A 17,684-nucleotide genomic window follows, 5' to 3' on the forward strand; every position below is an offset into this window, starting at 1 on the left:
CTGGCCGGACTGGATGGGGGTGGTCTGTGGGCGGTCGGTGAGCGGTCGGCTGGGGAGGAGGGGGCGGTGGACGGCCGGAGGGCGGGGGTGGTGGGCGGTTCCAGGGCGGTGAGGTGGTCGAGGAGGTTGGTGATGGTGCGGCGGTAGGCGGCGATGGTTTCGGTGAGGGCGATGAGGAGGAGGGCGGGGGTGAGGTGGAGGAGGACGGCGGCGGGGTCGGCGTGGTGGGGCCAGCCGATCTGGCCGTCGGGCCAGAGGCTTTGCCAGGTGTTTATGAGGGCGGCGGTGGAGCCGGCGGTCCAGCGGAGGGTGGTGGACCAGGCGGGTGGGGTGATGCCCCAGGCGGCCAGGCGTGCGTCGACGTAGAGGACGCCGGCGAGGGCGGTGCCGATTATGGGGTCGAGGAGGACGGCGATGGGGAGGGGGGACGTCGCGACTGGTGGCGAAACGGGTGACGTTGACGGTGGTGAAGGTCAGCGCAAGGATCCCGACGACGCAGAGAACTCGTGTCATGGTGCGGAGGAGGCCGACGGCTTCGCGGGCGACGATCTGTTTCACCGGGGACCGCCTTCCGCTCGCGCCGCGGGCCTGGTTGCACCCTGGAAGGCGCGGGTCTTGGTACGTGCAGGGCCCTGGCGCACGTCGGCTCCCGGGTGCGGGGCGTCGATGGCTTGCCCTTCGCCGGTGTAGAGCGCGACATGGCTGATGTGGCCAGGACCAGCGCCGAAGAACAGCAGGTCTCCTGGCGCAAGTTGTGTGCCCATCAGGAGGTGAGGGTCGGCGTGGTACTGGTCCTGAGCGATGCGAGGGAGGGTGATGCCGGCGGCTTCGTAGGCGGCCTGGGTGAGGCCGGAGCAGTCGAAGCCGCCGTCGGCGTGGCCGTTGCCGCCCCAGACGTAGGGAGTGCCGAGCTGAGCATGGGCGAAGGCAACGGCCTTTGCCGCAGCGTTGGTTGGGGCCGGTGTGGCGGTGGAGTATCTGTGGGCGGTGGTGAGGACGTGGCTGACGTAGGTGTGGGAGTGGTTGTAGGCGAAGACTGCTGACGGGAGGTTGTGGCCGTTCCTGGCGCCGTTGGCGCACAGCAGGCGTGCGGCGGCGTATACGGCGTCGACTGGATCCCAGGGAGTGGGGGGCTTTCTACCGCCGGGGGGTACGGGGTGGGCGTATGCCTGGAAGGTGGAGGGGAGGAATTGCATGGGGCCGAAGGCGCCTGCGGTGGAGATCATGGTGGGGTGTCGGGCGTGGTCGGTCTCGGTCTTGCCGATCGCGGCGAGGACGGTCCAGGACAGGCCGGGGCAGGCGAGGGCGGCGCGCTGGTAGGGGGCGAGCATCCGAGGCGGGATGTCGTTGATGGCCTGCCTACTGGGAACGGCCGACGTGGTGCTATCCGTGGACACTCCGCCGAGGGCTGCGGCGACGGTGAGGGCGGGGAGGAGGGGCAGGGCCAGGATCACGCACTCAATACCGCCAGCGGCTTTGACCAGCAATGAACTCACGGCCCGACCGTGCGGTGCGTAGGTGGGAGTGGCGGTACGGGGATGGTGAGGGTGGTGTCGGCATCTGTCGGCTCCAGCCCGGAGGCGGGGCTGAGTCCGGTCCATCGAGCTGCGAGGTCGGTGAGAGTGGTGCGTTGGGTGCCGGGTTCGAGTGGCGCCCACCAGGGGCCCCAAGGGTTGGTTGTCGTGAAGTCCGCGGAGGAGGTTGCGACATGCAGCTTGAGGTCGCGGGCGGGATCGGTCAGCCGGCGGCGGAGGGCTTGGTCGCGGGATTGGGTGCGGGTGTGGATGAGGAGGGCGGGGCGGGTGTTGGTGGCGGTGGTGAAGGCTGCGTAGCCGGTGAGTTTGGCTTCGACGCGGGCGAGGGGTTGGCTGCCGGTGTCGTATTCGAGGAAGAACGGCAGCAGGTATTGGCCGTCGCGGTAGTGGGCGTAGGCGTCGGGGCGGATGAGGTCGCCCCAGCGTCGGGCAGCGGAGCGTTCGGACAGCCAGAGTGGCAGCCCGGTGGTGGGCGTGGTGCGGGCGCGGGCTGCAAGGTGGGTGAGGAGTTCGTTGACGCCGAGGTCGTGGCCGAGGGACGGGGAGTAGGCGATGCGGCCGGTGTGGGTGGGGCGCCAGCCGAGGCTTGTCGTCTCGACTCCGGCGTGGGCCGCGATCAGGGCGGCTCCGGCAGGGCCGAGGGTGTAGTGCTCGGGGGCGGAGCCGGTAACGGTCAGGGGGCGGAAGGAGTCGAGGACCGTGTACTGGTGGAGGGTCCGCAGGCGGCGTTGGGCGGAGCGGAGTGAGGTGTAGGCGAGGCGGGCGATCTGATGGGTGGTCAGGACGCGGTGCTCGTGGAGCATGCGGGCCAGCCAGATGTCGCGGTCGGTGAGGAAGTGAGATAGCGCTGCGATATTCGTGCGGTGATGCTGCGGTCGGGGCCGAGTGGCGGCGACGCGGGCGGTGTAGCGGGAGCCGGGGCCGGAGGCAGGGCGAGGGAGCGAGGGCATGGCAAGTCACCACCGAGTACGTGATCGAGATGGGAGTTCAGGGGCGGGTGGCAGGGCGGGGGCCGTTGCGGCCGGCGGCGGCCGTTCGTAGGTCTGTGGCTCGGCCTGGGACCGGGGGTGGGAGGGGGTGGGTGGTGAGGGTGAAGGCGGTGGATTCCGCGCCGTTGGTCAGTAGGTGGGCGGTGGCTTGGTAGGGGCCGAGGTGGGCGAGGTCGTGGGCGGTGAGGGCGGGGTGGATGTGGTGTTCGAGAGTGTTGGCGTCTTCGGGTGAGGCGTGGAAGAAGACTTTGTTGCGGGCGTTGGCGGAGATGCCTTCGCGTAGGTCGCGGGGGAGTTGGGCGAGGTGTTGGTGGGCCAGGAGCATGGACAGGCGGTAGCCGCGGGCTTCGGCGAGCATGTCCTCCAACGGGTAGGGCAGGGTGAGGAAGTTGTGGGCTTCGTCGATGCTGAGGGTGGCGTTGATGCGTTGGTGTTCGGGGGTGCGGGCGCGGGCTGCTGCGGCTTGCCAGGTGCCGGCGACGATGAAGGAGCCGAGTAGGCGGGCGGTCTCTTCGCCGAGGGCGCCTTTGGGGAGGCGGGCCAGGAGGATGCCGCCGTTGAGGATGTTGGTGAGGTCGAAGGTGGAGGGGCCGGCGGCGATGGTGCGGCGGGCGAAGTCGCGCAGGAGGAAGGCGCGGAGCTTGTTCATGACGGGGCCGACGACGGCGGCGCGGGAGGGTTCGGACATTGACTCGTACCAGGCCCAGAAGCCGCGCAGGACTGGGTCGTTGAGGGTGGGGATGATGCGGAGGCGGTAGGCGGGCTCGCCGAGGAGGCGGGGGATGTCGGCGAGGGTGACCAACTGCCCGGTGCGGTCGCGGTGTTTGAGGAGGGTCAGGCAGGCGGCGCGCATGAGGTCGTCGGTGCGTGGTCCCCAGAAGGCGGTGAAGATGCGGCGGAAGATGCCGGTGATGTTGTCGACGACGACGTCGATGTCCCTGCCGTCGAGGACGTTCAGGCACGGGGGCGTGTGGGGGTCGTCGGGGTCGATGAGGACCAGGCGGTCGGCGCAGGTGTCGGGGAGGCGGGCCAACAGGTCGGTGATCAGGTCGCCTTTGGGGTCGATGACGATGACGCCGCGGTGCTGGCGGACGTCGTCGAGGACGAGGTTGGCGATGAGGGTGGATTTGCCGGAGCCGGTGGCGCCCATGACGTGGAGGTGGTGGCGGGCGTCGGCGACCGCGAGGCCGACGGCGCGGCGGGCGCCGGTGTCGGAGTGGCCCAGGGGTTTGACGCCGTTGCCGGGTGTGGGTTCGGGGATCTGCGGGGGTGGGAGGACGGAGCGGGCGCCGGCTCGCCGTAGGCCGGGAGCGTCGGGGTCGGACGGGAGGTGTGCCAGGGCGGCGAGTTCCGGGACGGACAGCAGGGCGGTGTGGGAGGGGAAGTGCCTTGTGTTGAGGTGGGGTTGGGGGTGGCGGAGGCGGGTGCGGGCGAGGTAGTTGCGGTCGGCGTACGGGCCGAAGGCGGACGCCAGCGCGTGAGCCCGACCTCGCGCCACGTCCTGGGCTCTGTCGTGATCGGGTGCGCAGGTGGCGGCGTAGGTGAGGGCGCATTGCCACTGGGAGCCGGAGAGTTTCGTGGCGGACTGCCTCACGGCGGTGCTGTGTTCGGGGTCCTGCTTGCCAGTGGTGGAGGGCTGGGCGCGGTGTAGGAGTAGGGCGGTCAGGGCGGGTAGCCGGGCGGGGGTGTGGCCGGCTTTGAGGCGGCGTGCCTGGCAGCGGGCGCGGCGCAGCGCGCTGCCTGTGGCAGGGCGGGCCAGGATCTGTACGCAGGCGGCTTCGGCTTCGGCCATGCCGGTGGCGGCCTGCAGCAGTGGGCGCAGCGGGTCGGTTGGGTGGTCGGTGCGTAGCGGCAGAACAGCCGGCCGGGCCGGTCGTAGTCGTCCGGCCGTGGTGGGGTGGTCGGGCGGAAGGAGGGGGGTGGGTTCGGCGGCACGGGTGTGGGCGCCGGGCCAGGCGGCTTCTACCGCGCGGCGCACCAGCCCCAACGGAACTGTTCCGGGTGCCCACAGACGGATGCGCATTCCGGTGTGGGACCAGGTGTATTCGAATGCCAGGTGAGGTTGCCCGGTGGTGAGGCGGCGCCACCACGGGCGCAGCAAACCGGAGAGCTGAGCCCATAGGACCTCGCCGCCCTTGGGAGCAACGTGGGGCGGGGCCAGGATCTCCACGCACCGGGCACCGTCGACGAGTTGGTGCTGAAGCCATCGGCGCAATCGGCGTCGCAGCACGTAGCCGCCGGTCGTCATGACAACGGCGCACGGGATGAGAAGAGGCACATATGTTTCGAGCCAGCTGGTGGCTCCGCGGCTGAGGTGCGTCCAGAAGTCGTTCGGATTGGTGAGGAAGTTGACCAAGGGGCCGCCTGGCTGGCTCGCGGCGAGGACGTTGTGGGCCGTCACGGCGTCCCTCCTCCGTTGTCGGCACGGAGTGCGTCTTGGCTGCTGGGGCATTCAGAGTCGGACGCGTCGTCTCGGTGTTGGGCGGCGAGTTCGCTGGGATTGGTGGTGATGACGTCGTGTTCCCCGGCAGCCGCGACGCTTGTGAGGGCGACCTTGTGGCGGCGGTCCCCGGTGAGCAGCAGCGCCTCGCCTTGGGAGGCTGAGAGGAGGAATTCCCGTTCGCCGTGGCAGAGGTGGAAGTTCTCGCTGATGGTGTCGATGGCTTGTGGGGCCTGGCGCAGCAGGATCTGGGTGGCGGCGTTGGAGGCGATGGCGCAGCCAAGCGGTGAGGCGAGGACGTCGTCGGCGTCCTGGGTGACGATCGCCAGTCCGGTCCAGCGCTTGCGGGCGGCTTTGGCCATGCGGAACAGGAAGCGGGCGCCGGCTCCGTCGCGCATCAGCCGCCACGTCTCGTCCACGACGACCAGGTGTCGGCCCGTGCCTGTGCGGGAGGTGACCTGCCGCCAGATGGCGTCCAGGGCGAGCAGCATCGCGGGGGCCGTGACCTCTTCCGGCAGGCTACGAAGCGCGTAGACGACCAGGTGCCCGGAGGTGACAGCGGTGCTGTGGCCGTTGAACATCTGGGCGTGTGATCCGGTCGTGTAGGGAACCAGTCGGTCGGCGAGCTGCGTTGCAGTCTCACTGCCGTCCTCGCAGAGTGTCGTGGCCAGATCGGCGAGGGTGGGCGGAGTGCGCTGCCAGGTACGGGGGTCCGCGGTGATTCCGGCACGGGTGTAGGTCGCGAGGATCGCTCGGTCCAGTACGGCCTTTTCGGCGGCGGGCAGGTCCGTGCCGAGCAGGACGGCGAGAAAGGTGTGGAGGAACAGCACCCGCCGCGTCAGGATGTCTTCGCCGTCTGGTGCGGATGTTGGGAGGTCGAAGGGGTTGAGGCATTCGCCGTTCGCACCGAGCCGCACCACTTGCCCACCTACGGCTTCGGCGAGGCGGACGTACTCGTCCTCCGGGTCGATGACTGATGCCGTGACGTCGGTGAACAGCAGCCGCAGCAGCTCCAGTTTGGCGAGGTAGGACTTGCCGGCGCCGGAGCGGGCCAGGGTGATGGAGTTGTAGTTGTCCTGGGCGAAGCGGTTCCACAGCACCGGGGCGCCGGAGACCGCGTTCAGGCCGTAGAGGACGCCTGATGTCTCGCTGTCCGTGGTGGTGGGTGTGGCGAGGTCGGGGCTGGTGAAGGGGAAGCACGTGGCGAGGGCGGCGGTGTCGAAGGTGCGTCGGATCTTGAGGGTGTCGAGGCCGAGCGGGAGGGTGGCGAGCCAGCCGGGCAGGGCTCGGTAGGTGGTCGGGGCCACCGTCATGAGGTAGGGGTCTGCTGCATGATCGGGTGACAGCAGGGTTTATGCAGCCAGAGCTGCAGGTGGGGTCATGATGGTCTCGTACTCGATGGGGGTCAATCGGCCGAGGCGCATCTGGCGTCGGCGACGGTGGTAGGTCCGTTCGACCCAGGTCACGATCGCGATCCGCAGCTCTTGCCGGGTCCGCCAGACGCGCCGGTCGAGGACGTTGTTCTGCAACAGCGCGAAGAAGCTCTCCATGGCCGCGTTATCGCCCGCCGCACCGACCCTACCCATCGAGCCGATCATGCGATGACGTGCGAGAAAAGCGACGAACTTCCGTGATCGGAACTGCGATCCGCGATCGGAATGAACAACGCACCCAGCGACCTGGCCGCGACGTGCGACGGCAGACTCCAGCGCGGCCACCGCGAGGCGGGACTTCATCCTGGAGTCGATGGAATAGCCCACGATGCGGCCCGAGTACACGTCCTTGACCGCACACATGTACAGCTTGCCCTCACCGGTCGCATGCTCCGTAATATCCGTCAGCCACAGACGGTTCGGGGCACCGGCGGTGAAGTTCCTGCACACACGGTCGTCGTGGACAGGCGGGCCGGCCTTGGTGTTCTTCCCACGGCCCCTCTGTTTGCCGAACACGCTCAACCAGCGGTTGTCGCGACAGATCCGCCACCCGGTCCGCTCGGCCATCACCTGACCCGCGGCCCGCGCTTCGTCGACGAGGAACCAGTGCCCGAACTCGGGATCGTCCCGATGCGCGTCGAACAGGGCGTTAGCCCGGTACGCCTCGGTCAGCTCGGCGTCGGTGACCGGACAGGCCAGCCACCGGTAGTAGGGCTGGCGAGCCAGTCCCAGTACCCGGCACGTCACCGCCACCGGCACCCGCACGGGGGCATCGGCGGCGGCCAGCTCACGGACGAGCGGGTACATCATTTTGCCGGCAGGTTCGCCTGCGACAGATAGGCCGCAGCCCGCCTGAGGACCTCGTTCTCCTGCTCCAGCATCCGGATCCGCTTCCGGGCCTCGCGCAGCTCGGCCGACTCGCTCGTACTGGCTGCCGGCTGCACACCGTCGTCGGTGCCAGCACGGCGCAGCCACTTGGCCAACGAGGCCGGATGGACGCCGAAGTCAGCGGCCACCTGCTCCAGGGTGACGCCGGGCTCGCGGTTGCGCGCGACCTGCACGACGTCCTCGCGGAACTCCTTCGGATACGGCTTGGGCATTGCGACATCCTTCCAGCCCGCCTCTCAGCGAGCCAGGTCAGGTGTCACCCAACCCTGCAGCAGACCCCTCTTTCCTCGGCAGTGGACCCCAACACCCTCACCAACTCAGAGCCAACCGACTCTTCAAGCCCCGTCGGCGACTGTGGCGAAGACGCGCTGCTGGATCTCTATTACTCACGTCAGCACCAGACGAACTCACCTCTCGCCCCGGGCGCCAACCGCCGATGCACGCCACCATCTCTTCCCACCTGTGCGCGTCTTGAGCTCGCGCCCCCGGAGCGATGCGCCGCCCGACGGTTTCCGTGTGGTCATCACCCCGCCCACACCCGAACTGAACCTGCCGGCCGCCGCAGCCCTGCTGCGCATTCTCACCCGCCACGCCACACGAACGCATCCCCACACCCCAGCAAGCGGAGACAGAACAGCTGGCGCTCTTCCCCGCCCCGAGCTATCCGTGGACGACCACCCCGACCACCAGCAGAAAGACCCCCGACCGTGACCGGCAACGAACCCCCTCTGCCATGGCTCCTCCCCGCACCCACCACGGTCTCCGTAACGGCCACCGAGGACAAACGTCTGCGATCTGAGCTGAAGTTCGCCTTCTACGGACGGGTGTCCACCGAGGACCAGCAAGACCCCGAAGCCTCCCGCCAATGGCAACTTAGGCGCGCCCAGAGCCTGATCGAACCAGCCGGAGCAGCGATCACCACCGAGTATTTCGACATCGGCGCCACCCGGGCCCTGCCGTGGAAGCGGCGCCCGCACGCAGCCGACCTTCTCGCCGCGCTCGCCTCCCCGCAGCGCGGTTTCGACGCGGTGGTGATCGGTGAACCCCAGCGGGCCTTCTACGGCGCCCAGTTCGGCAACACCTTCCCCCTCTTCACCCACTACGGCGTCCCATTGTGGGTCCCAGAGGTCGGTGGCCCTATCGACGCGGACAACGAGGCCCACGACCTGATCATGTCCGTGTTCGGCGGCATGTCCAAAGGCGAATGCAACCGCATCAAGGTCCGCGTCCACGCCGCCATGGCCGCCCAAGCCCTCACCGAAGGCCGCTACCTCGGCGGCCGCCCGCCCTACGGGTACCGGCTGCACGACCTAGGCCCGCACCCCAATCCAGCCAAGGCCGCCGACGGCAAACGCCTCCACGGCCTCGAACCCGACCCCGAAACAGCCCCGATCGTCGTCCGCATCTTCAGCGAGTTCCTGCGCGGCCTGGGGCTCTTCGTCATCGCCGAGAGCCTCACCCGCGACACGATTCCCAGCCCTTCCGCCTACGACCGGGCCCGCAACCCCCACCGCGATGCCCGTGCTTGGGCCAAGAGCGCGGTCCGCGCCATCCTGACCAACCCCCGCTACACCGGCCGCCAAATCTGGAACAGACAAAGCAAGTTCGAGGTGCTCCTGGACATCGAGGATGTCTCCCTCGGCTACACCACCGCGATGCGCTGGAACACCCAGGACAAATGGATCATCTCCAAGAAGATCGTCCACACCCCGCTCATCGACGACGACACCTTCGCCCACGCCCAACAGCTACTACACCGCCGCGCCCACACTGGTGCCGCCCACCCCGTCCACCGCACCCGCAACCCCTACCTCTACCGCGGCCGCATCACCTGCCACGCCTGCACGCGCCGGATGCAGGCCCAGTGGTCACACGGCAACGCCTACTACCGCTGCCGCTTCCCTGAGGAATACGCGCTAGCCAACCGCATCCACCACCCCCGCAACGTCTACCTCCAAGAGAAGTGGATCACCCCACCACTCGACAACTGGCTCATCACCGTGTTCCAGCCCCACCGCCTCAACAACACCATCGACCTCATGGCCGCAGCCGCCCAGCCCGAGAGCTACCCAGCCCCCGCCGCGGCAGAAACCGCCCGCGCCCTCATCGCCGACTGCGACGCGAAACTCGCCACCCACCGCGCCGCCCTCGAAGCCGGCGCCGACCCCGTCGTCATCACGAAGTGGATCGCCGAAACCCAAGCCACACGCGCCCGCGCCGAATCCGACCTACGCACCGCCACCCACGGCACCCACCCCCGCCGCATGACCCGCGACGAGATCGCCCGCCTCGTCCGCTCCATCAGCGACCTCGCCGCCGCCATCCACCAAGCCGACCCCGAAGACAAAGCCGAGATCTACCACCAACTCGGACTCCAGCTCACCTACACCCCCGGCCACCAAACCATCCACGCCGAGATCGCCCCCACGCCGCACGCCCTCAACAACGACAAATCCCCACGGTTTCAGAGAAACCGTGGGGATTTGGTCCGTGTCCGAGGGGGGACTTGAACCCCCACGCCCGATAAAGGGCACTAGCACCTCAAGCTAGCGCGTCTGCCATTCCGCCACCCGGACAAGGTGTCTGTCGTTTCGGCCTCCGGGCCGTTCCGACGAGGAAAACAATAGCAAACCTTCGGGGGTGGTCGATCACGGGTGGTCGGAGGCGGGCGCACGCCTGTGACCAGGGCATGTCGGGAGTATTGCGGCCTTGGGCGAAGCGGGCGCGGGGTGGAGGATGGCGGTGGACCCCGCCGCGGAGGCTTTCGGGCGCACCGCGGCCGTGACGCACGAGGCGGCACGGTGAGCGAGCGCGGCAAGGGGGTCCCTCCGGCCGAGGGCCGGGGAGAGCCATCGAGAGGTGCGAGCCCCGCGCACGCGGGGCCGAGCGAAGCGAGGTTTCAGCATGAGCCAGTCGCAGCCGACCCGTACGGTCACCGGCGAGGACGAGGTCGTCGATCTGTGCCGCGACCTGATCAGGATGGACACCAGCAACTACGGGGACCACTCGGGGCCCGGGGAACGGGTCGCCGCCGAGTATGTCGCGGAGAAGCTGGCCGAGGTCGGCCTGGAGCCGCAGATCTTCGAGTCGCACAAGGGGCGCGCCTCGACCGTCGCGCGGATCGAGGGCGAGGACCGTTCGCGGCCGGCCCTGTTGATCCACGGGCACACCGACGTGGTGCCGGCCAACGCGGCGGACTGGACCCACCACCCGTTCTCCGGGGAGATCGCGGACGGATGCGTCTGGGGCCGCGGTGCGGTCGACATGAAGGACATGGACGCGATGACGCTGGCCGTCGTGCGGGACCGGCTGCGCACCGGGCGCAAGCCGCCGCGGGACATCGTGCTGGCGTTCCTCGCGGACGAGGAGGCCGGCGGCACCTACGGCGCGCGGTACCTCGTCGACAACCACCCCGACCTGTTCGAGGGGGTGACCGAGGCGATCAGTGAGGTCGGTGGGTTCTCGTTCACCGTCAACGAGAACCTGCGGCTCTACCTGGTGGAGACCGCCCAGAAGGGCATGCACTGGATGAAGCTGACCGTCGCCGGCACGGCCGGGCACGGTTCGATGATCCACCGGGACAACGCCATCACCGAACTGTCCGAGGCGGTCGGCCGGTTGGGGCGCTACGACTTCCCGGTGCGGGTGACCAAGACGCTGCGGTCCTTCCTGGACGAGCTCGGGGACGCGCTGGGCACCGAGCTGGACCCGGAGAACATGGACGAGACGCTGGCCAAGCTGGGCGGGATCGCCAAGCTGATCGGCGCCTCGCTGCGGAACACCGCCAACCCCACGCAGTTGGGCGCCGGTTACAAGGTCAACGTGATCCCGGGCGAGGCCACCGCGCACGTCGACGGCCGCTTCCTGCCGGGTTACGAGGAGGAGTTCCTGGCGGACCTGGACCGCATCCTGGGGCCGCGGGTCAGGCGCGAGGACGTCCACGCGGACAAGGCGCTGGAGACCACCTTCGACGGCGCCCTGGTGGACGCCATGCAGTCGGCGCTCCAGGCCGAGGACCCGATCGCGCGGGCCGTGCCGTACATGCTCTCCGCGGGGACGGACGCCAAGTCCTTCGACGACCTCGGCATCCGCGGGTTCGGCTTCGCGCCGCTGAAGCTGCCGCCGGAGCTGGACTTCGCCGGAATGTTCCACGGCGTGGACGAGCGGGTGCCGGTGGACGGGTTGAAGTTCGGCGTGCGGGTTCTCGACCGGTTCATCGAGCAGAGTTGACCGTTTTCCGTCCGTTCGATGTCGAATTGGCGATGTCGTTGTGAGTCGTTGCGCGTCGCTGGGTGCCCGTTGGGCGTCGTCGTGAGGTGGGTGGGCGTTGCGGAGTGCCCGGGCGCCAAAAGGCGGCGGTGAAACGGTTTTTCGGGACGGTCGATCGGGTTTCGCATGGGGAGTGGTAACGAAGTCGGCGCGAATTTCCTGCCTTTCGCGTTGACTTCGCTGGAACGAGTGAACGCCGCGATGTGTTCGTAGCTTCAACGGCCCGGCTTCGTTGAGGTTGTTGCGGTCCGCGGCTGGGACCGCATTGCCTACAAGGAGGAACCATGATCAAGAAGGTCGTCGCCGTCGTTGCGGTCGCCGGTGGTCTCGTACTCACCGGTGCCGGCCTGGCCGTTGCCGACTCCGGAGTCCAGGGTGCCGCGGTGCGCTCCCCGGGTGTGCTCTCCGGCAACGTCGTTCAGGCGCCGGTACACGTTCCGGTGAACGTCTGTGGCAACACGATCTCCGTGGTCGGTCTGCTGAACCCGTCCTTCGGCAACACCTGCGTGAACGGCTGACGTTACTGACGGTGTATCCGGCCCCGTGCGGGCCGGCCCGGTATGGCTCCGGAAGTGCCCCCTGGGCATTCCGGAGCCTCTGGGTATTTTCGCGGGCGGGTGAACCTCCTCAAGAGACGGTCCGCGGAGAGTGATTCCACGGACTGCCATCCGCCGGCATTCCTGTAAGGCACAAGGCAGGGGAAGACTAATGAGACAGGTCGCGAGAAAAGGCCTGATCACCATGGCGGCCGCAGGTGGCGTGCTCGCCATGGCCGCTGGGTACGCACACGCGGACTCCGCGGCCGCGGGTGGCGCGGCGCATTCGCCCGGCGTCGGCTCCGGCAACGCCGTCCAGGCGCCGATCGACGTTCCGGTCAACGTGTGCGGCAACACCGTCGATGTGGTCGGGGTGTTGAACCCGGCGTTCGGCAACAAGTGCGCGAACGCGTCGGGCGGGCACCACGGCCACGGTCAGCACGCAGGACAGGGGCGTGAACACGACCAGGGCGGCAAGCACCGGCGGACGGCCGGCGGACACGGCGGTGCCACCGCCGTGGGCCGGGCGACCAACTCGCCCGGCATCGGCTCCGGCAACGTCGTCCAGGCGCCGATCGACGTTCCGGTCAACGTCTGCGGCAACAGCGTCGACGTGGTCGGCCTGCTGAACCCGACGTTCGGCAACGACTGCGCCAACGTCTCGCCGACGAGCCCGGGTTACCCGCACCACCCCGGTCACCCGACGGGGCCAGGGCAGCCGCCGGAGCGGGGCCACCACCCCCGTGACCACGGCAACCCGGAGCACCCCGGTCACCCGCAGACCGGGAAGCCGGAGCAGCCGGTTCACCAGGCGCAGCCGGTCCAACCGGTCCACCCCGGGCACCCGCACCACCCCGGCAGCCCGCACGAGCCGCGGTCTGCCATGCCGGAGGCCCCGGGCGTGCGGACGCAGACCGTGCGCGCACCGCACACCCAGGTCGTCAGCACCCCGCGGCGGGTTGAGCGGCACGAGCCGCAGCTCGCCCAGACCGGTGCCGGGGCGCTGGGTTACGCGGTTCCGCTCAGCGCCGGGATGTTGCTGGGCGGCGCGGTCCTCTACCGCCGGGCGCGTACTGCCGGTAGGTGATCGCCGGCGTCCGGTGACCGCATGACGGAGCGGGCCCCGTCCTCGACGGGGCCCGCTCTCCCGTTCTCACGCGCGACCCGTGCTCACCACGTCGGGCGCGGCTGCCGGATGATCCGGCGGCGCAGTCGAACCCGCCGGCTGCCGTCGGGATTGAGCCGAAGTCGGTCCAACTCCCAGTGTCCGTACTCGGCATGGTCGGTGAGCAGGCGGGTGGTGGCCTTGCGGGAGACGCCCCGAGGCACGTACACATCGCAGAATTCGTATTCCGGCATCGCATCTATTGTGCGGGACCGGCCCCGGTACGGATAGCGTCTGCACTATGTCTGATGCTGCGCAGCCTTCCGCTGCCGAGGTACGTGCCGCCGCTGAGGCGGTCAAAGCCGCGCTGGACCGTCACCTCGACGCGGTCGAACGCCGCGCGGGGGCGGACGATCCCGCCGTCTACGCCGCGTTCGACGAACTCGCCGCGGCTGCTGAGCGCTATGACGAGCTGCTCTACGACACCTACGACGAGGTCACCCCCTTCGAGATCCCCGGGAACGACACCCTGCCCGCCTACGCGGGTCCCGAGGAGCCGAGCACGCTGAGCGTGCTCATCCGGCGCGACTACACCGTCGCCAAGCCGCAGCGCCTGCTGCATCAGGCACAGCGCATCGCGGCCCTGGACCCGGACGCCGCCGACGACGCGACGGGCAACGCCCCGGACGCCGCCGCGCTGGTGGGCAGCAGCGTCTACGCCGCGCTCGGGGTGCTCTTCGGGGAGTACGAACCGGACGAGATCGCCTCCCGGCACAAGGAGTTCGGCCTGGAGGAGGGCGACTCCACGCTGTGGGTGGCGGCCGTCGACGAGCCGACCGAGCCGGGGGAGTGGCTGTCCGCGCCGTTCGACCAGGCCGATCCGCAGCGGGTGGTGTGCCGCTTCGACGTCAGCTCGGTCTTCGACGAGGAGCTCGACGACGACGGGGACGACGATCTGCTGGAGCCGGCCGACCGGAGCCGGTGAGGCACGGCCGTCGCTGAGGCACGGCGCAGCGGGCCCGCGGGACGGACGGCCAACGGGCCGTCGCCCCGCGGGCGGTGCGGTCAGCCCGTCGCGCCGTCCGCCGCCTGCTCCTCGGCCTGGAGCCGCAGCAGCGTCCGCAGCCGGGTGGTGCGCTCCTTGGCGGGCACCTCGGCGACCGCGCGGGCCAGTGCCTGCTCCACGCCCTGGACGACCGACAGATGACGCTCGCCGCGGCCGAAGGCGGTATAGGCCCAGGAGCGGGTCAGGCCGCCGGCGGCGTCGCCGGGGAGCACCACCACCACCGCGGGCCAGCGCCGGCCGACCGCCTGGTGCGCGGTGAGCGCCCAGCCGTGCCGGACCGCGCCGGAGCCGACCTGCTCACGCGGGACGACCACGGCGGTGCCGTCACAGTCGAGGTGCAGGCCGTCGGCGTCGGCGCCCGTGACGGTGCCGGGGAGCGTACGGCCGAGCGCGGGGGAGTAGGCGATGCGGTCGCCCGGGTCGAAGCCGCCGAACCGGCCGGGGCCGGGGTTGAGGCGTTCCTTGAGCGCGGAGTTGAGCGCGCGGGTGCCGGCCGCGCCGCCGTGGCCGACCGTGATGACCTGCGTCTGCTCCGCGGGGACGCCCAGGGCCCTGGGCACCGAGTCGGCGACCAACTGGACCGTGCGGTGCACCGCCTCACCGGCGTCCCGGACGGGGACGATCACCACCTCCTTTCCGGGCGCCTCGGCCGGGCTCAGCTCGCCGATGCCGATGCCCGACACCAGCTCGCCGATCGGGCCGAAGTCCGGGGTGCGGGAGGCGACCTGGGGACAGCACCGCGCCTGGAGGACGTCCGCGAAGAGCCGCCCGGGGCCCGCGGACCACAGCACGCCCGGGTCGCCGCTGAGCACCAGGCGGGCGCCGTCGGCCAGCGACTCCACCAGCAGGGCGGCGGTCTCCAGATCCACCTGCGGGGCGTCCAGGACCACCAGCAGATCGAGCGCGAGGGCACCGTCCGCGTCCCGGCCCGGGCCCTCCTGGCCGGACAGCAGGCCGGCGACGGTCACCGCGGCGTCCGCCTCGGCGGCTTCCGGGGCGGCCTCGGCGAGCTGACCGGCCAGTCGCCGGCGGCCGTCGGGGGTGTGGGTGGCGCCGACGGCCCGCAGGCCGAGCGCGCGGGCGGCGGCGAGCAGCGCGGCGGGCTCGGCGCGGGCCGCCTCGCCGCCGGTGTGGGCCACCAGGCCGCTCTGTGCGGCGGCCCGGATCAGCTCCGCGGCGGAGGGCGAGGGGGCGGCCTCGGCGGCGGCTTCCCAGGCGGCGGAGGAGGGGCGGGGCGTCGCGCCGGCGTCGTCGCCCTCGGGCTGACCGCCCTCCGCGCCGTCATCCGCGGTGTCCTGCGCCTCATCGGCCGGGGCGTCGTCCGTGGTGTCGGCCGGCGCCTCGTCCGTCGGTGACGCGAAGGTGTTCAGCAGCCGGGCCAGGCCGTCGGCGACGCTCTCCTCGGCCATGGCGAGCCGGTCCAGGCCGAGCAGCACGCGGACCGGCCGCTCTTCCTCCTCGTCGTCCTCGTCCGCGGCGCTCCGGGGGCGGCCCGGGGTCTCCAGCGCGTCCTGGAACACCAGCACCGCGCCCTCCGCGATGGCGCTTTGGAGGGCCTCGTCCGGGTCGGGCACGGCGCGCTGGGCGAGGGCGGCGCGCAGCGCGGACGCCTCCAGGGCGGAGTGGCCGGCGAGCGCGGCCTGCTCCAGCAGCCAGCCGATCAGTGCCTGGGCGCGCCGCTCGTCGTCCGGCCCGCAGGCGGCGCCGAGCAGCGCGCGGGCGAAGCCGTCGGCCTGCTCGGGGCGGACGCCGGGCACCGCGAGCAGGTGCCAGGGATCCTCGGCCAGCGCCTCGGCGGCCTGCTGGCCGAGCACCTCCGCGGCCTTCTCCGCCAGCGCCTCGGGGGCGCCGCCGGCGGCCAGCACCCGCCGGACGCCCTCGACGCCGGGCCCTGTCGGGACGGCGGGACGGGCTGCCGGCACCACGGGGCCGGCCGGGGCCTGCGGGGCGTCGGCGTCGGGCCCAGCGGGACGGGACGGTCCCGGCGCACCGGACGGCCCGTCAGGTCGCTGCCCGGCCGGCCGCCGCGATGCCGGGGCCGCCGGCGCGGGCTGCGGGGCCCGGCCGGGGCCCTCGGTGCCGGACGGCTTCGGGCGGGCGGCCGGGGCCGCGCCGCCCCGCGGCGCCTCGGCGAAGAACGACGCGGCGGCGCGCTCCCCGCTCTCCACGGCCCGCACCGCCGCCGCCAGCGCCGCCACGGACGCGGCGGGGCCGGGCTGCGGCGCGCCGCCGTCCCCGTCGCCCGCCCGGCCGCCGGGGACGGCGGCCTTCTGCTCGGGCGGGTTGTCGCCGGCGCGGTCGGTACTCACAGCGTGCTCCAGTCGTGGTCGGGATAGTGGTGCACCGGGGCCGACACATCGTCCAGCGCCCGGCGGATCTCGTCAGGAAGACTAAGCGCCTCCACTGACAACGAAGCTCTGAGCTGCTGCGCAGTGCGGGCGCCGAGGATCGGCGCGCTGACGCCGGGGCGGTCCCGAACCCACGCGAGCGCGACGTGGAGGGGCGTGACCGCCAACCCGTCGGCGGCGGTGGCGACCGCGTCCACGACCCGGCTCGCGGTCTCGTCCAAATAGGGCGCCACGAAGGCCGCGAGGTGCTCCGAGGCACCGCGGGAGTCGGCCGGGGTGGCGTGGCGGTACTTGGCGGTGAGCACCCCGCGGCCCAGCGGGGACGACGGGAGCAGGCCCAGCCCCAAGTCCCGGGCGGCGGGCAGCACTTCGCGCTCGACGCCGCGCTGGAGGAGGGAGTATTCCATCTGCGTGCTCGCCAGCGCGGTGCGCACGCCGGGGGCGGTCAACTGCCAGGTGGCGGCCTTGGCGAGCTGCCAGCCGGAGAAGTTCGAGACGCCCACATAGCGCGCCCGGCCGGTGGCCACAGCCTGGTCGAGCGCCTGGAGGGTCTCCTCCAACGGCGTGCCCGGGTCGAAGGAGTGCAGTTGCCAGAGGTCGACGTGGTCGGTGCCCAGGCGGGCCAGGGAAGCGTCCAGGGCGGCGAGCAGATGGCGGCGCGAGCCGTCGACCCGGCGGTCGGCCGCGAGGACGCTGCCGGCCTTGGTGGCGATCACCAGGTCGTGCCGCGGGACCAGGCCCTCCAGGAGGCGGCCGAGGAGGTACTCGGCGCCGCCGTCGGCGTAGATGTCGGCGGTGTCGACGAGGGTGCCGCCGGCTTCCCAGAAGGTCTTGAGCTGCTCGGCGGCGTCCTGCTCGCCGGTGTCGCGGGCCCAGTTCAACGTGCCCAGTCCGAGCCGGGAGACGCGCAGACCCGTGCGGCCGAGGTGCCTTTGCTCCATGGGCCTGACACTACGCGCCGCGCCCCGCGATCAGGGGACCTGTGGACAACGGCCGGGCTGCCGACGGTTGTCCACAGCTCGCGGCCCGCCGGTGACGACGACCGCACCCGCGCGCTAGAGTCCCCGAAACAGCG

General features: G+C 71.0%; 12 protein-coding genes, 1 tRNA gene and 1 pseudogene. 5 read left to right on the plus strand and 9 right to left on the minus strand.

The window, feature by feature from the left end:
* Positions 1–554: 554 nt before the first annotated feature.
* The 5 genes and pseudogenes from PV796_RS30145 to PV796_RS30165 form a co-directional block, all read right to left on the minus strand.
* Positions 555–1,496 (minus strand): C40 family peptidase, encoded by a 942-nt coding sequence (locus PV796_RS30145; protein ID WP_274916655.1) that lies wholly within the window; start codon positions 1,494–1,496, stop codon positions 555–557.
* On the minus strand, positions 1,493–2,485 hold the full coding sequence (locus PV796_RS30150) for a replication-relaxation family protein (RefSeq protein ID WP_274916656.1): 993 nt from the start codon (positions 2,483–2,485) through the stop codon (positions 1,493–1,495). The genes PV796_RS30145 and PV796_RS30150 overlap by 4 nt, the downstream gene beginning before the upstream one ends.
* Positions 2,486–2,522: 37 nt before the next feature.
* The gene (locus tag PV796_RS30155) at positions 2,523–4,925 is read right to left on the minus strand and encodes a helicase HerA domain-containing protein (RefSeq protein ID WP_274916657.1); all 2,403 of its coding nucleotides are present in this window, start codon (positions 4,923–4,925) and stop codon (positions 2,523–2,525) included.
* Positions 4,922–6,292, minus strand: a pseudogene (locus PV796_RS30160) (VirB4 family type IV secretion system protein); the annotation flags it as partial. The pseudogene PV796_RS30160 and the gene PV796_RS30155, both read right to left, overlap by 4 nt.
* A 24-nt stretch (positions 6,293–6,316) precedes the next feature.
* A protein-coding gene (locus tag PV796_RS30165; protein ID WP_274916658.1) for an IS3 family transposase occupies positions 6,317–7,497 on the minus strand; the annotation gives its coding sequence in 2 pieces (ribosomal slippage) (positions 6,317–7,210 and positions 7,213–7,497; 1,179 coding nt in all).
* Between the two features lie 495 nt (positions 7,498–7,992).
* Between PV796_RS30165 and PV796_RS30170 the strand changes: the two genes are divergently transcribed.
* Entirely contained in the window at positions 7,993–9,795 is a 1,803-nt protein-coding gene (locus tag PV796_RS30170; protein WP_274916659.1) for a recombinase family protein, read from the plus strand.
* Here PV796_RS30170 and PV796_RS30175 read toward each other — a convergent pair.
* A tRNA-Leu gene (locus PV796_RS30175) sits at positions 9,777–9,861 on the minus strand. The two genes, PV796_RS30170 and PV796_RS30175, sit on opposite strands and share 19 nt — an antisense overlap.
* Before the next feature lie 328 nt (positions 9,862–10,189).
* On the opposite strand from PV796_RS30175, the gene PV796_RS30180 reads away from it, so the two are divergent.
* The 3 genes from PV796_RS30180 (at position 10,190) to PV796_RS30190 (ending at position 13,177) form a co-directional block, all read left to right on the plus strand.
* Positions 10,190–11,515 (plus strand): M20/M25/M40 family metallo-hydrolase, encoded by a 1,326-nt coding sequence (locus tag PV796_RS30180; RefSeq protein WP_274916661.1) that lies wholly within the window; start codon positions 10,190–10,192, stop codon positions 11,513–11,515.
* Between the two features lie 323 nt (positions 11,516–11,838).
* Entirely contained in the window at positions 11,839–12,072 is a 234-nt protein-coding gene (locus tag PV796_RS30185; protein WP_274916662.1) for a chaplin, read from the plus strand.
* Between the two features lie 190 nt (positions 12,073–12,262).
* Positions 12,263–13,177 (plus strand): chaplin, encoded by a 915-nt coding sequence (locus PV796_RS30190; RefSeq protein ID WP_274916663.1) that lies wholly within the window; start codon positions 12,263–12,265, stop codon positions 13,175–13,177.
* A gap of 83 nt (positions 13,178–13,260) precedes the next feature.
* On the opposite strand, the gene PV796_RS30195 is transcribed toward PV796_RS30190, so the two are convergent.
* Positions 13,261–13,449: a DUF5703 family protein gene (locus tag PV796_RS30195; RefSeq protein WP_274916664.1), complete on the minus strand. Its 189-nt coding sequence runs from the start codon at positions 13,447–13,449 to the stop codon at positions 13,261–13,263.
* Between the two features lie 47 nt (positions 13,450–13,496).
* Here PV796_RS30195 and PV796_RS30200 point away from each other — a divergent pair, with 47 nt between their 5' ends.
* Entirely contained in the window at positions 13,497–14,180 is a 684-nt protein-coding gene (locus PV796_RS30200; protein WP_274916666.1) for a hypothetical protein, read from the plus strand.
* A gap of 80 nt (positions 14,181–14,260) precedes the next feature.
* On the opposite strand, the gene PV796_RS30205 is transcribed toward PV796_RS30200, so the two are convergent.
* Together PV796_RS30205 and PV796_RS30210 are read right to left on the minus strand one after the other, a co-directional pair.
* Complete coding sequence (locus PV796_RS30205) at positions 14,261–16,582, minus strand: helix-hairpin-helix domain-containing protein (RefSeq protein ID WP_446750703.1); 2,322 nt, start codon at positions 16,580–16,582, stop codon at positions 14,261–14,263.
* Positions 16,567–17,550, minus strand: a complete 984-nt coding sequence (locus PV796_RS30210) for an aldo/keto reductase (protein WP_274916671.1) — start codon at positions 17,548–17,550, stop codon at positions 16,567–16,569. Before PV796_RS30210 ends, PV796_RS30205 begins: the two co-directional genes overlap by 16 nt.
* Positions 17,551–17,684: the final 134 nt, after the last annotated feature.

The sequence above is a fragment of the Streptomyces sp. WZ-12 genome (assembly GCF_028898845.1).
Classification (GTDB): Bacteria; Actinomycetota; Actinomycetes; order Streptomycetales; family Streptomycetaceae; genus Streptomyces.

What these genes read in the sequence shown, in the direction of transcription:
- PV796_RS30150 (WP_274916656.1), bottom strand. Translation starts at nt 2,485, where the DNA reads ATGCCCTCGCTCCCTCGCCCTGCCTCCGGCCCCGGCTCCCGCTACACC.
- PV796_RS30180 (WP_274916661.1), top strand. Translation starts at nt 10,190, where the DNA reads ATGAGCCAGTCGCAGCCGACCCGTACGGTCACCGGCGAGGACGAGGTC.
- PV796_RS30185 (WP_274916662.1), top strand. Translation starts at nt 11,839, where the DNA reads ATGATCAAGAAGGTCGTCGCCGTCGTTGCGGTCGCCGGTGGTCTCGTA.
- PV796_RS30190 (WP_274916663.1), top strand. Translation starts at nt 12,263, where the DNA reads ATGAGACAGGTCGCGAGAAAAGGCCTGATCACCATGGCGGCCGCAGGT.
- PV796_RS30195 (WP_274916664.1), bottom strand. Translation starts at nt 13,449, where the DNA reads ATGCCGGAATACGAATTCTGCGATGTGTACGTGCCTCGGGGCGTCTCC.
- PV796_RS30200 (WP_274916666.1), top strand. Translation starts at nt 13,497, where the DNA reads ATGTCTGATGCTGCGCAGCCTTCCGCTGCCGAGGTACGTGCCGCCGCT.
- PV796_RS30210 (WP_274916671.1), bottom strand. Translation starts at nt 17,550, where the DNA reads ATGGAGCAAAGGCACCTCGGCCGCACGGGTCTGCGCGTCTCCCGGCTC.